We start from the raw sequence: 13,495 nt of genomic DNA on the forward strand, positions 1-13,495 counted from the left end.
TCAGTCTCCGCCCGGCGCCGGCGTGTTCTGGTCGTGCAGCAGCAGCCACCCGGCGTCGAGGCGGGCGAACGTGAGGCCCAGCAGGTAACGCATGGTGTAAGGCGCGCCGGTCTGATCAAGGTCGTGGTAATCCACGGCGAACAGCACCGCCCCGGTCCCACCGGTGGTGGCGCGATGCAGCGGCGTCAGCCGCCAGCTCCAGTCCGGATCGGCGAACCACTCCCGGTGAAACTCACCGACCGCCGCCTTGCCGACCACGATGCGCCCACCGAGCAGCACCAGTGACACGTCGTCGTGCACGGTAGCGAGATAGCCGTCCAGGTCACGCCCGCCGACGGCGGCCAGATGCCGCTCCACCGCCGCGTCGAATTCTCTGTTGTCCCCCGTCATGATCGCGGAGCTTGTCACCTCGAAGCCCCGGCCGCACCCCAATTTCCCGAGCCGTCCGGCCCGGCACCGGTGCTCCTAGCGTAAGGAGGCGTGATCGACGCCGACCTTGCTTCCTCGCCATCGACCGAGCCCCGGTCCCCGAGCAGTCGGCCGTCGTGCCGAGACACGACCGACCACTGACGACCGACGGTTGCGCGCGGCTGCCGGCCGAGCGGCTCGCCACGGGGCCCCGGCTGCTGCTGTGCACCCCGCCCGGCTGCGGCCCACCGATCTGCACCGACGACGAGAGGTCCGACATCCACCGCCACCTCCACTGGGACTGTGCCAGGAGCGGTGTTTCCGGCCCGACACGCCGGGCTGAGGTCCGGCGGGATGGGCACCGTGAGTGATGACATCGAACGTTGTGAGTCCACGGAAGAAGACCGACGGTGACGGGCGGCAGCTGTCACCGGAGCAGGCCGCTGCGGCGGCGATGGTGGCCGAGGCCAAGGCCCGCGGGTTGGAACTGACCGGCCCTGACGGCTTGTTGAAGCTGTTCACCAAGAATGTGCTCGAGACCGCGTTGAACGAGGAAATCACCGAACACCTCGGCCACGAGAAGAACCAGGCCGCACGGGAGCGCGAGTCGACCAACGTCCGGAATGGCAGCCGCAGTAAGACGGTGATCTCGGATGCGGCCGGTGAAGTCCGGATCGAGGTTCCCCGGGATCGGGAAGGAACGTTCGCGCCGCAGATCGTCAAGAAACGGCAACGCCGGCTGACCGAGGTCGACGAGATCGTCCTGTCGTTGTACGCGAAAGGAATGACGACGGGAGAAATATCCGCGCATTTCGCGGAGATCTACGGCGCGTCGGTATCGAAGGAAACAATCTCGCGGATCACCGACAAAGTCGTCGCGGAGATGACTGAATGGTCGACCCGGCCGCTCGACAGCGTCTACGTGGCCGTGTTCATCGACGCGATCATGGTCAAGGTCCGCGAGGGACAGGTCGCGAACCGGCCGATCTACGCGGCCATCGGCGTCACCGTCGACGGTCGGAAGGACGTGCTGGGCCTTTGGGCTGGTACCGGAGGCGAGGGCGCCAAGTTCTGGATGAGCGTGCTGATCGACATGAAGAACCGCGGCGTTCGGGATGTGTTCTTCGTCGTCTGCGACGGGCTCAAAGGACTGCCGGACACGGTCGAGGCCGTGTGGCCGGAAGCGATCGTCCAGACCTGCATCATTCATTTGATCCGCAATACGTTCCGGCTGACCTCCCGCAGAGACGCCGACGCGATCAAGAAGGACATTAAACCGATCTACACCGCGGTCAACGCGGACGCCGCACTGGCCGCTCTTGATGATCTGGAGGAGAAATGGGGTAGTCGATACCGGGCGATGATCCGGCTCTGGCGTGACGCGTGGAACGAGTTCATCCCGTTCCTCGACTACGACGTCGAGATCAGAACCGTGATCTGCTCAACGAACGCGATCGAGTCTCTGAACGCCCGCTACCGGCGCGCCGTCCGCGCCCGCGGACATTTCCCGACCGAACAAGCCGCGATGAAATGCCTGTACCTTGTGACCCGCAGCCTGGACCCCACCGGGACCGGCCGCGCCCGATGGACGATGCGTTGGAAGCCCGTACTGAACGCCTTCGCCATCACCTTCGGTGACCGCTGGCCGGCCGCCGAAACCTACTAACCGAAGAGCCGGAAACACCGATCTTGGTACGGACCCCCTCCACTTGGCGGGCGGTCTGGTTGTGGGGGCTGGTCGGGCTGCGGCGGGCGGTCTGGTTGTGGGGGCTGGTCCGGTTGCGGGCGATGGACCCCGATGTGGGGAGGCACCGGCTGCCGGTGGCGCCCGGCTGTCGGTGATGCTCTGGTTGCCGGCGAGGACCAGGCTGTCGGCGGCGGCTCGGGCGTGCGTGATGGCCCGAATGCTGGCGATGGCCCGAATGCTGGCGACGGCCCGGACGTGATCGATGGGCTGATGCCGTGGGTGCTGCGGCCGCTGCCGCGGGACCGGCCGTTGTGGTGGGCGGTTCTTGCCGGTGGCGGTTCCGGTCGCCGCGGGCGGGGCCGGGACTACCGGTGAGGCCGGCAAATGCGGTCAGCCCGCCGCTGGGGAGCGCGAGCCGGCGACCGGGCCGCTCGGCCGCCGGCTCGCGCTCGTTGCCGGGGACGTGCGGCGGCGCCGGACCGAGACCGCCGGGCCGGCGCCTACCGCGCTGCTCGGTGAGTGGTTTCGGCTGTCTGCGGCGGTGGGGGGATATCGGGTGGCACATGGCTCGGCAGTGGTGGCTGCACCGTCTCGTGGAGCTGTCCTGTCTCGACACGCTCGTGGTCACCGTCGTCGCCGACCCGGAATGGCGCCTCGACCTCGATCGGCTTCGGCCCGCGCTGTGGGCCGAGCTGATCGGCATTGCGGGGAACGCGCATGGTGAGGGGTGAGGCGCGGGCGACCGACGCCCGCGCACGGAGGTGAGATCCGTGGAAGTGCGACGATTACGCAGACTCGTGACCGGGACGGCCGTGGTGGTGGCGGTCGCCGTCACCTCGGTGGCGCCGGCGGTCGCGTCGGACACCACGCCGGGGCAGGCACAGGTGTTCACCCGTGGCTACGACACCGCCAACGTGGCGAGCCTGACCTTCGACCTGGACTGGCGCACCGGGACGGCCGCCGAGCAGGCGGTCAGCCGGGCCAATTTCGAGACCGTGCTGCAGGTGCTCGCGGCGAACGGCATCGTCGGCGCGTTCGGGATGACCGGGCGGTTCGCCGAGCAGAACCCGGCCGACGCGCGGCGGGTGGTGGCGGCCGGGCACAAGATCATCAACCACAGTTACAGCCACCCGGACTTCATGACCCTGACCCAGGCGCAGCGCTGGGATCAGCTGGACCGGACCGAGGCGGCTTTCCGGGCGGCCGGCGTCAGCTCGGCCGGCTGGTTCCGGGCACCGTACCGCTCCGGCTACCTGGACGCGGGCCTCAACCGGGACCTGGCCGCGCGTGGTTTCTACGTCAACCTGGACTGGACCTTCGACACCACCGGTTACCAGGGAGCAGACTGGCCGACGGTGAGTTCCCGGATCGACCGGTTCACGGTCCCGGGCACGATCATCGTGATGCACGTGTCGATTCCGTCCAGCGATCCGGGCCACCTTCAGCAGATCATCGACAAGCTCAAGGGCATGGGGTACGCCTTCGTCAGTCCCTGGCAGGCGGTCACCCGCGGGCCGATCCGCGACAAATACCTCGCGGCGGGCGGGGCGTCCTCGGTGTTCGGGGCGGCCACGACCGGTGATCTGGACGCCACCGCCGCGGATACCGCGGTGCAGTGGTTCCAGGGCGGCCGGATCTACCACTCGCCGACGACCGGCACCCGTTATGTCCGGGGTGCGATCCTCACCAAGTACCGGGCGATCGGCACCGTCACCTCGGTGCTCGGCTTCCCGATCTCCGACGAGTCGGCCGGGGCCGGTGGTGGCTGGTACAACCACTTCCAGGGCGGGTCGATCTACTGGTCGGCGGCGACCGGCGCGCACTCGGTGCAGGGCGGTATCCGTACGAAATGGTGGTCGTTGGGGTCTGAATCGGGGTTCCTGGGCTATCCGCGCTCCGACGAGACGAAGTTGACCGGTGGATACGGGTCGCAGTTCCAGGGCGGCAACGTCTACTGGACGGCGAACACCGGCGCGCACGAGGTGCACGGCGGCATCCTCACGAAATACCTCTCGATCGGCGCCATGGGCAGCGCGCTCGGCGCACCCACCAGCGACGAGTACGTGGTCACCGGCGGTTACCGCAACGACTTCCAGCACGGCGCCATCGTCTGGTCCTCGGCGACCGGAACGGCCACGGTGATCAACAGCTAGGGACCTTCACCGGAGAGAAACCCTTGGCGTCCTGGCCGGCGATGGTCATGGTGTCCTCCTCGATCGATGTTCTCAGCGATCAGGCTCCTCTCCGGCGGGGGCGGGCACCCGGGTCCAAATGCCCGTTCCGGCCGGGACTTTCGACCCTCACTTCTCGACGGCCGCCGCGGGAAGGTGTAGCCATGCGCGCGAAGGACATCATGAGCAGCCCGGTGCACACCGTCCCGCAGACCGCGTCGATCGAGGCCGCCGCGCTGCTGATCACGGCGAGGTCGGTGACCGCGCTGCCGGTGCTCGACGCGGCCGGCCGGCTGGTCGGCATGGTCAGCGAGGGCGACCTGCTGCGCCACCGGGTGCCCGCCGACCCGACCGCGCACATCCGGCGGCGGCCCGACGCCGATCCGGCCGACCGGCCGGCCATGGTCGTCGAGGTCATGTCGCCCGGCCCGGTCACCACCCGGCCCGACGCCGACGTGGCCGAGACGATGCTGTCCTGCGACGTGCGCAGCCTGCCGGTGGTGGCCGATGGCGCGGTCGTCGGCATCATCAGCCGCCGCGACATCCTGCGGGCGATGGTGCGCGGCGACGACGTCCTGGCGGCCGAAATTCAACACCGACTTGATGAGTACGGCGGGGGCAGGCGCTGGACCGCGACGGTCGAGACCGGTGTCGCTCATCTCGGCGGCACCTTCCCGGACGACATCGAGCGGGGCATAGTGCTGGTGCTGGCCCGCACGGTTCCCGGGGTGGCCGCCGTCAAGATCGGATGATCGGCATTGATCCCCGGGCGTCGCTGGTCCGTGAGTCAGGGCAGCAGGTCCCGCCCGGCCGGGACGGAAGTCCCTGCCCCGTGGCGGGGCAGGTGACAAGCATGACCGGTGGGAGGCGATGGAGATGTTCTACCTGATCGTGGTCAGCGCGATGATCATCACGATTCTGGCGGTCAGTGCCTGGACCTGGCCGGGGCTCGCGCAGGAGGCCTCGGAGGGCCAGCCGGCGCCCGAGCCGTCCACCGCGGTGGAAAGCCTCGAGGGCGTGCTCGTCACCCAGCTGATGGCCGGCGAGATCACCACCGCGCAGTACCGGCGGGCCGTCGAAGGCCTCGCCGCCCGCGACGACGACCGCCACCCGATGGCCGTGCCACCGGAGACCGGCACCGCCTGACGGGCGGGACCTTAGGCCCGCCCCGACCGGTCCATGGCCGGCGCCGCACGGCATCCGGCAGGCTAGCGTTCGGGTATGGGCAGTGAAGCAGTTTCATGCAGCACCACCGCCACGTTCGACCTGGCGGTTGCGCACGCGATGCGTCATCGGGCGCCGCCGCGGATTCGACTCCCGAGGTCGCCCTACTGAGCATCAGCGGGTGAGGACCGGGGCGAGCACCTCGTGGACGTACGTGTTGGGGTGTTGGCCGGTGAAACGGTCGGCCAGCGGGCCGGACGCGGTGATCGGGACGCTCTGGCCGGTGTGTGATTCGGTGGTCCAGTCCAGGTTGAAGCGCAGCGTGCTGCCCCTGATCGGGAACGGGCCGTCCTCGGCCGAGACGCCGTCGCCGGACTCGTCGGTGGTGGCGGTGTCCTCGACGGCCAGGCCGCCGGTCTCGTGGTCGCCGGTCACGATCAGCAGCGTGTCGGGGTGTGCGGCCGCGTAGTCGCGGGCCACCGTGACCGCCTTCTCCAGCTCGCCCATCGCCTGCAGGGTGCGGCGGCCGTTGTTGTTGTGCGCGAACTCGTCGACCGCCTCCTCCTCGACGAACAGGAGGAAGCCGTTGCGTTCGGTGGACAGGGTGGCCAGTGCCGTGCGGGTCATGGTGGCCAGGCTGACCGGCGGGTCGTACACGTCGCCCTGGCCCTCCGGGTGCTGCTGGAACATCTCCTCGTTGGCGAACAGGCCGAGCAGTTTGCCGCGCCGGGCGGCGGTGAGCTGGGCGGCGGTGGAGACGTACTGGTAGCCGTTGGCGCGGGCCCGGGCGATCAGGTCGCCCTTGGTGCCGCGGCTGCCCTCCTCCGGGTCGGCGGCCGGCTGGTCGGGGTACGCGCCGGGCCGCCCGGCCGGCAGCCACCAGTCCTCGCCGCCGCCCAGGATGACGTCGGGCCTGCTGACGTCGAGGTACTGGCGGGCGATGTCGTCCTGGGCGGCCCGGTCGGTGCTGTTGGCGAAGAACGCGGCCGGGCTGGCGTCGGTCACCTGGGCGGTGGTGACCAGGCCGGTGGCCTTCCCGGCCGCCTTGGCCTGGGCGCCGAGCGTGGGCAGCGGCCGGCCGGCGACGTCGACGCTGATGGCACCGTTGTAGGTGCGCTGACCGGTGGCCCAGGCGCTGGCTCCGGCGGCCGAGTCGGTGACCGCGGTCGCCGGGTCGCGCGGGCTGGTGGTGAGCTGGCCGGACACCGGCAGCGAGTCCATCGTCAACCGGCCGTCGAAGCCCGCGTAGAACAGCCGGGCAGCCTCGCGGTGGGCGGCGGCCATGCCGTCACCGTTGATGAAGATGACGTTGCGCGCGGTTGGCCGGCCTTTCGCGGCCGGCCCGGCGTCGGCCCGGCTGGTGGCCCGGGCCACGGCAAACCCGCCGGCGGCGACGGCGGCGGCGAGGACCGGCGCCAGCCATTTCACGGTACGGACGACCATGGTGCCCTCCCTGAACTCCCCACCGAGTAAACGCCCGGTCGCCACCGTGCAGGAGTTCCGGGGGTGAAATGCCGGATCCTTCGGAAGTTCACCCGTCAGATGAGGACGCCGGCCACGGTCAGGAGCTCTATTGACAACCTTGAAATAGTCGGGCAACGTCTTGTTAACGTTCACATCAGGGTGACTCCCCAGCAGCGTCCAGCCGATCTGGCCCTGTTTCGCCTGCCCGCGAAAGGCACCCCATGCGTCTGCGATCCCCCTGGCTGGCTGCGCTGGCCACCGCCGTCCTCACGGCCGTCTCCCTCGTCGCGATCGGCGGCAACGCCAGCGCCGCCGGCACCGGCCCGTGCGACATCTACGCCTCCGGCGGCACCCCCTGCGTCGCCGCGCACAGCACCACCCGGGCCCTGTTCGGCTCCTACTCGGGCTCGCTCTACCAGGTTCGCCGCTGGTCCGACGGCGCGACCTCGAACATCGGCGTGCTCAGCGCCGGCGGTTACGCCAACGCGGCCACTCAGGACTCGTTCTGCTCCGGCACCTACTGCACGATCGTCCGGATCTACGACCAGACGACCCGGCACAACGACCTGACCATCGCCCCGGGCGGCGGCGCCAACCCCACCGCCGACCAGGGCTCCAACGCGGCCGCACTGCCGGTCACGGCCGGCGGGCACAAGGTGTACGGCGTGTACATCTCCGCCGGTAACGGCTACCGCAACAACGCGACCAACGGCGTCGCTACCGGTAGCGCCCCCGAGGGCATGTACATGGTCACCGAGGGCACCCACGTCAACGACCGGTGCTGCTTCGACTACGGCAACGCCGAGACCAACAACCTGGACACCGGCAACGGTGACATGGACGCCATCTACTTCGGCAACCTGTGCTGGTTCTCGCCCTGCGCCACCGGCCCGCGGGTGGCGGCCGACCTGGAGAACGGCCTGTTCGCCGGCGGCAACGGCTCCAACACCGCGAACACCGGCCGGAACAGCGCGTTCGTCACCGCGGTGCTGAAGAACAACGGCACCTCGACGTACGCCATCAAGGACGGCAACGCCCAGTCCGGCGGCCTCGCCACCCGGTACAACGGTGCGCTGCCGACCCAGTCCGGCTACCGGCCGATGACCAAGCAGGGCGCGATCATCCTGGGCATCGGCGGCGACAACAGCAACGGCTCGGTCGGCTCGTTCTTCGAGGGCGTGATGACCAGCGGTTACCCGTCGGACGCCACGGAGAACTCGGTCCAGTCGAACATCGTCGCGGTCGGTTACTCCAAGAGCGTCACGTTCCCGGTGAACGGCGCGACCTACCGGCTGACCAACCTGCAGAGCGGCAAGCTGCTCGACGCGGTCAACTGCGGCACCGCCAACGGCACCGCGATCGACCAGTGGCAGGCCCTGGGCAACACCTGCCAGCAGTGGCGCTTCAACAACGTCGGCGCCAACAAGTGGACGATCACCAACGTCAACGCGAACAAGGTGCTCGACGCGGTCAACTGCGGCCAGGCGCTCGGCACCGCGGTCAACCTGTGGAGCTCGCTGGGCAACACCTGCCAGCAGTGGGCGGTCATCCCGGCCGGCAACGGCCGGTACGAACTGGTCGTCGAGAACAGCGGCATGGTCCTGGACAACCAGGACTGCGGCACCGCCAACGGCACCTCGGCGCGGCTCTGGATGTGGCTGAACAACACCTGTCAGCTCTGGTCGATCGCCTCGTAACGAAAACCGGCGGCCCGCCGGCCGATGTGCCGGCGGGCCGATCCGTCTTTTCCTATGGGTTATGTGGGGATAGGCTCCGGTCATGAGCTTGCGGATCGGAGTGGTCTTCCCCCAGAACAGCCTCGGCGACGACCCGGGCGAGGTGCGTGCCTATGCCCAGGCCGTCGAGGAACTCGGCTACCGGCACATCCGGATCGCCGACCACGTGCTCGGCGCCGACCGGGATGCGCACCCCGGCTGGACCCGCCCCTACGACGTCGACACCGACTTCCACGAGCCGTTCGTGCTGTTCGGCTACCTCGCCGCGATCACCTCGATCGAGCTGGTGACCAGCGTGATCATCCTGCCGCAGCGGCAGACCGCGCTGGTCGCCAAGCAGGCCGCCGAGATCGACATCCTGACCGGCGGGAAGTTCCGGCTCGGCATCGGCGTCGGCTGGAACGCGGTCGAGTTCGAGGCGCTCGGCCTGCCGTTCGACGACCGCGGCAAGCGCTACGACGAGCAGATCGAGCTGCTGCGCCGGTACTGGACCGAGCGGTCGATCACCCACCGCGGCGAGTTCGAGACGGTGACCGGCGCCGGCATCGCCCCGCGACCGGTCCAGCGCCCGATCCCGCTCTGGTTCGGTGCCCAGTCCGCCCCGGCCTACCGGCGGACGGGCCGGCTCGCCGACGGCTGGTTCCCGATGGTGCAGCCCGGCCCGGAACTGGCGGCGGCCCAACGGGTCATCGACCGGGCCGCCGTTGAGGCCGGCCGCGACCCGGCCACGATCGGCATCGAGGGCGGCCTGTCCTGGACCGGTTCGCCCGACGCGATCGCCGAGGGCGTGCGGGCCTGGCGGGAGGCCGGCGCCACGCACCTCGCCATCAACACCTCGGGCGCGGGCGTGTCCGGCGTGGACGCGCACATCAAGGCGCTCACCGAGGTGGCGGAGGCGATCCGATGACCCTGCACCTCGCGCTGGAGCTCGGCGACGCCGGCGCGGAGACCGCGCGGGCCGCCGAGGCGGCCGGATTCGTGCTGGTCACCCTGGGTGACTCGCCGGGCGGTCCGGGAATTGAGGCGGGCGTACGCGCGGCGCACCTGTCCCGCCGCACGAGCCGGATCGGCCTCGCGCCCACCCTGCACGTCACCACCACCGAGCCGTTCCACCTGGCCACCCAGCTCGCCTCGCTCGACCACGCGTCGCTGGGCCGGGCCGCCTGGGTGGTCGGCGCCGACAACAGCGCGGCCGCCCTGGCCACCGTCGGCGGCACCCCGCTCGGCGACGATGAGCTGCGTCAGGAGATCGCCGACGTGATCACCGTGGCCCGGCAACTCTGGGACTCCTGGGAGGACGACGCGGTCATCCGGGACGTGGCCACCGGCCGGTTCCTCGACGCCGACCGGGTGCACCACGTCAACTTCACCGGCGCCCGGTTCGGCGTGACCGGACCGCTGATCACGCCCCGGCCACCACAGGGCCACCCCGTCGTGCTCGGCGCCGACACCCTCGGCGTCACCGGTCTCCTGGACATCGCGCTGATCGCCGCCACCGACCTCGACGAGATCATCGAGCGGACCGGGCGGGCGCGTGCTCACGGCGTACGCCTGGTGTTCGCGGATCTTGATCTTGTGGTTTTCGAAGCGCTGCGGACTCGACTCGACGGCGTCGTCGACGGCGTACGCCTCAATGCGGCCGGACCCACCACCCAGCCGCCGCCCGGCGGACGCACCCTGCGCGAGGCCCTCGGTCTGCCGCGGCCCGCCAACCAGTTCGCCGGCGCACGATAGCGGAGGGCATCATGCTCCATCTCGGTCTGTTCTTCACCGGCGTCGGCTCCCAGCTGGTCTGGACCGCCGACGATTTCGCCTCACACACCCACATCGACACGTTCGTCGCGACCGTGCAGACCCTCGAACGCGGCCTGTTCGACGCGTTCTTCCTCGGCGAGGGCCTGCGGGTCCGGGAAAATCGCGGCCGCATCTACGACCTCGACGTGGCCGGGCGGCCCGACGCGATCACCGAGCTCGCCGCGCTGGCCGCCGAGACCACCCACATCGGCCTGGTCGCGACCCAGAACACCACCTACAACTTCCCGGCCGACCTGGCCCGGCGGCTCGCCTCGCTCGATCACATCTCCGGCGGCCGGGCCGGCTGGAACGTGGTGACCACCGACAACGCCTGGACCGGCGAGAATTTCCGGTACGGCGGATGGCTGCCGCACGAACGCCGGTATGAGCGGGCCACGCAGTTCGTCTCCGCGGCCAAGGCGATGTGGGCCGGCTCCTCCATCGACCGCCACACCGATCTTCTCGCGGTGACAGCGCCGCCGACCGTGCCCGCCCGCCCGGTGATCTTCCAGGCCGGCGACTCGCCCGGCGGCCGCGACCTCGCCGCCCGGCACGCCGACGCGGTCTTCTCGGCCAACACCGACTTCGACAAGGCCCTCGCGTACGCCGCTGACCTGCGTTCCCGGCTGGCCTCCTACGGCCGTCCGCCGGACGCGGTGCGCATCCTGCCCGGTGCCTCGGTGGTGCTGGGCGACACCGCCGCCGAGGCCGCCGAGAAGGCCGCCTGGATCCAGCGGGAGCAGATCAACGGGCCGCGGGCCATCGCGTTCCTCGAGCAGTACTGGGGCAAGGACCTCTCCGGCTACGACCCGGACGGCCCGCTGCCCGACATCGAACCGGCCGAGGGCGAACTCGACCCCTCCCGCGGCACCATCTCGATCGAGCACCGGACCGGCAAGCTGGACCGCATCGCCGGCTGGCGGAAGCTCGGCCTGTCCATCCGCGACCTGGTCATCGAGGTTACCCCGCGGCACAACTCGTTCGTCGGCACGCCCGGCCGGATCGCCGACGAGTGGGCCCGATACCTTGCGGCCGGCGCCGTCGACGGCTTCAACATCCTGCCGCAACTGCTGCCCGGCACCATCGAGGACATCGTCGACCGGCTGGTGCCGGAGCTTCAAGAACGAGGCATTTACCGTACGTCCTACGAAGGCACCACGCTGCGCGAGCACCTGGACCTGCCGTGAGGCGCACCCTGGGCACGGTGACCGGGGCCGGCGGCTTCCCCGGCCCGTACGAGCTGGCCCTGGATCCTTCGAAGTCGACCCTGGAAACCGCGAAGCTGGTGGCCCGACGGGCCGAGGCCGCCCGGATCGACGCCCTGTTCGTCCCCGACCTGCTGGTCTTCGGCGCGCAGGGCACCATCGGCGCGCAGGAGCCACTGATCTTCGTGGCCGCGCTGAGCCAGGTCACCACCCACGCCGGGCTGATTGCGACGGTCTCGACGACCTTCCACCACCCGTTCAACCTGGCCCGGCTGTTCGGCACACTCGACCACGTCAGCAACGGCCGGGCCGCGTGGAACCTGGTCACCTCGTCGATCGGCGAATGCAACTTCGGCGCCGCCGACCTGCCTTCGCCGGAGCAGCGGTACGCCCGGGCGGCCGAGACCCTCGAGGTGGTGAACGCGCTCTGGGACAGCTGGCAGCCCGGCGCGCTGACCCGCGGTCCGGACGGCCACGCGGTCCTGGACCCGTCCCTGATCAAACCGATCCACCATTCCGGTTCGTTCTTCGACGTCGATGGCCCCCTCAACATCCCGCCACTGCCGCAGGGCCGCCCGGTGCTGATCCAGGCCGGCCAGTCCGCCGCCGGCATCGCCCTGGGCGCCCGCTACGCGGAGATCGTCTTCACCGCCCTGCCCACCCTCGCCGACGCCCGCGCATTCACCGACCGCATCCGCAGCCAGGCAGCCGCACACGGCCGAGATCCCGGCCGACCGTTGATCTTCAGCTCGTTCCACGCCACCTACGGCGCCACCGAGGCGGAGGCGCAACGGCTGGTCCGAGAACGACACGAGGCAATCGACTACGAACGCGACCGCGCCCTGGTCTCGGACATGCTGGGCGGCGTAGATTTGTCCACGGCCAACCTGGACAAACCGGTGCCGGCCACCTTGCTGCCGGACATAGCCGCCCTGAACCGCCGCCGAGGCCGAGCCGAGATCTTCAGCCGCCTGATCCGCGAGGGCCACACCCTGCGCGAACTGATCGTGGCAGCCCAGGACACCGGCCACTGGTCAGTGGCCGGCACCCCATCCCAGCTGGCCGACGCGATCCAGGAGCGCTTCGAGGCAGGCGTCCTGGACATACTGTCCCTGCAGGGCTTGGCCGACGACCGCCAACACGACTTCGTCGTCAACGGCCTACTCCCAGAACTGCGCAAGCGAGCCATAGTCAAGGACGACTACCGCGGTACGACCCTCCGCGAGAACCTGGGCCTGACGTGATACGGGGTTTAGACCGGCGCCGACCAACGCGAGCCCAAAGGTGCGCCGGACGACATGGTTTCACCCGCCGCAACCGTCCAGCATTGCCACCGCGAACGCACCGGACCGTCCCGGCAAGAGCACGTTTGTCGTAGCCGCCGTAATTGATTGGCGCCTCCCTGGGCCAATGCTGTAAAAATAACGAATCCCTCCGACCCTCATTTCTCCACCGAGCGAATAACTTCTCCATTTCCCGGGTTGATGGCGATTGGCTCAGGGCTGGTTGGGGGCCAGCTCTTCTGCAGTAATTCGCATGTTGTGGTGCCGTGTTCTCGAAGCGCCTCCTGGCCCGGCACATGCGGCGGCGAGGCTGTTGCCACGGACCGGCTGCCGCCGGCGACACCGCGACCCAGCCGGCGGCGACGCGTCTGGCGGCGATGCGCCTGGCGGCGATGCGCTGGCGGCGATGCGTCTGGCGGTAATCCGCCTGGCGGTGATCGGGCTGGCGGTGATCGGGCTGGCGGTGACGCGTCTGGTGGCGATGCGCCTGGCGGTGACGCGTCTGGCGGTGATCGGGCTGGCGGTGATCGGGCTGGCGGTGATCGGGCTGGCGGTGATGCGCCTGGCGGTGATCCGGCTGGCG

At 69.9% G+C, this 13,495-nt stretch carries 12 protein-coding genes; 10 read left to right on the top strand and 2 right to left on the bottom strand.

What is annotated here, in order from left to right:
- Window positions 1-390 (bottom strand): YybH family protein, encoded by a 390-nt coding sequence (locus Ato02nite_RS35805; protein ID WP_213011115.1) that lies wholly within the window; start codon window positions 388-390, stop codon window positions 1-3.
- A gap of 388 nt (window positions 391-778) precedes the next feature.
- On the opposite strand from Ato02nite_RS35805, the gene Ato02nite_RS35810 reads away from it, so the two are divergent.
- The 5 genes from Ato02nite_RS35810 to Ato02nite_RS35830 all read left to right on the top strand — a co-directional run bounded on the left by Ato02nite_RS35810 (window position 779) and on the right by Ato02nite_RS35830 (window position 5,412).
- Window positions 779-2,074: an IS256 family transposase gene (locus Ato02nite_RS35810; RefSeq protein ID WP_213011116.1), complete on the top strand. Its 1,296-nt coding sequence runs from the start codon at window positions 779-781 to the stop codon at window positions 2,072-2,074.
- A 584-nt stretch (window positions 2,075-2,658) separates the two neighbouring features.
- A complete protein-coding gene (locus Ato02nite_RS35815; RefSeq protein ID WP_213011117.1) occupies window positions 2,659-2,826 on the top strand; it encodes a hypothetical protein in 168 nt (55 codons plus the stop codon).
- Window positions 2,827-2,892: 66 nt separating this feature from the next.
- Window positions 2,893-4,248 (top strand): polysaccharide deacetylase family protein, encoded by a 1,356-nt coding sequence (locus Ato02nite_RS35820; RefSeq protein WP_213011118.1) that lies wholly within the window; start codon window positions 2,893-2,895, stop codon window positions 4,246-4,248.
- A 182-nt stretch (window positions 4,249-4,430) separates the two neighbouring features.
- Window positions 4,431-5,018 carry a CBS domain-containing protein gene (locus Ato02nite_RS35825; protein ID WP_213011119.1) on the top strand — a complete coding sequence of 196 codons (588 nt, stop codon included), beginning with the start codon at window positions 4,431-4,433 and terminating at the stop codon, window positions 5,016-5,018.
- A 118-nt stretch (window positions 5,019-5,136) separates the two neighbouring features.
- Window positions 5,137-5,412: a hypothetical protein gene (locus tag Ato02nite_RS35830; protein ID WP_213011120.1), complete on the top strand. Its 276-nt coding sequence runs from the start codon at window positions 5,137-5,139 to the stop codon at window positions 5,410-5,412.
- 192 nt (window positions 5,413-5,604) lie between these two features.
- On the opposite strand, the gene Ato02nite_RS35835 is transcribed toward Ato02nite_RS35830, so the two are convergent.
- Window positions 5,605-6,873 carry an alkaline phosphatase gene (locus Ato02nite_RS35835; protein ID WP_213011121.1) on the bottom strand — a complete coding sequence of 423 codons (1,269 nt, stop codon included), beginning with the start codon at window positions 6,871-6,873 and terminating at the stop codon, window positions 5,605-5,607.
- A gap of 242 nt (window positions 6,874-7,115) precedes the next feature.
- On the opposite strand from Ato02nite_RS35835, the gene Ato02nite_RS35840 reads away from it, so the two are divergent.
- From Ato02nite_RS35840 to Ato02nite_RS35860, 5 genes are all read left to right on the top strand, one after another.
- Window positions 7,116-8,591 (top strand): arabinofuranosidase catalytic domain-containing protein, encoded by a 1,476-nt coding sequence (locus tag Ato02nite_RS35840; protein ID WP_213011122.1) that lies wholly within the window; start codon window positions 7,116-7,118, stop codon window positions 8,589-8,591.
- 88 nt (window positions 8,592-8,679) lie between these two features.
- On the top strand, window positions 8,680-9,537 hold the full coding sequence (locus tag Ato02nite_RS35845) for an LLM class F420-dependent oxidoreductase (protein ID WP_213011133.1): 858 nt from the start codon (window positions 8,680-8,682) through the stop codon (window positions 9,535-9,537).
- Window positions 9,534-10,364, top strand: a complete 831-nt coding sequence (locus tag Ato02nite_RS35850) for an LLM class flavin-dependent oxidoreductase (protein ID WP_213011123.1) — start codon at window positions 9,534-9,536, stop codon at window positions 10,362-10,364. Before Ato02nite_RS35845 ends, Ato02nite_RS35850 begins: the two co-directional genes overlap by 4 nt.
- An 11-nt stretch (window positions 10,365-10,375) precedes the next feature.
- On the top strand, window positions 10,376-11,611 hold the full coding sequence (locus Ato02nite_RS35855) for an LLM class flavin-dependent oxidoreductase (protein ID WP_213011124.1): 1,236 nt from the start codon (window positions 10,376-10,378) through the stop codon (window positions 11,609-11,611).
- Window positions 11,608-12,873, top strand: coding sequence for an NtaA/DmoA family FMN-dependent monooxygenase (locus Ato02nite_RS35860; RefSeq protein WP_213011125.1), 1,266 nt, complete (start codon window positions 11,608-11,610; stop codon window positions 12,871-12,873). Before Ato02nite_RS35855 ends, Ato02nite_RS35860 begins: the two co-directional genes overlap by 4 nt.
- Window positions 12,874-13,495: the final 622 nt, after the last annotated feature.

The sequence above is a fragment of the Paractinoplanes toevensis genome, assembly GCF_018332695.1.
GTDB lineage: Bacteria > Actinomycetota > Actinomycetes > Mycobacteriales > Micromonosporaceae > Actinoplanes > Actinoplanes toevensis.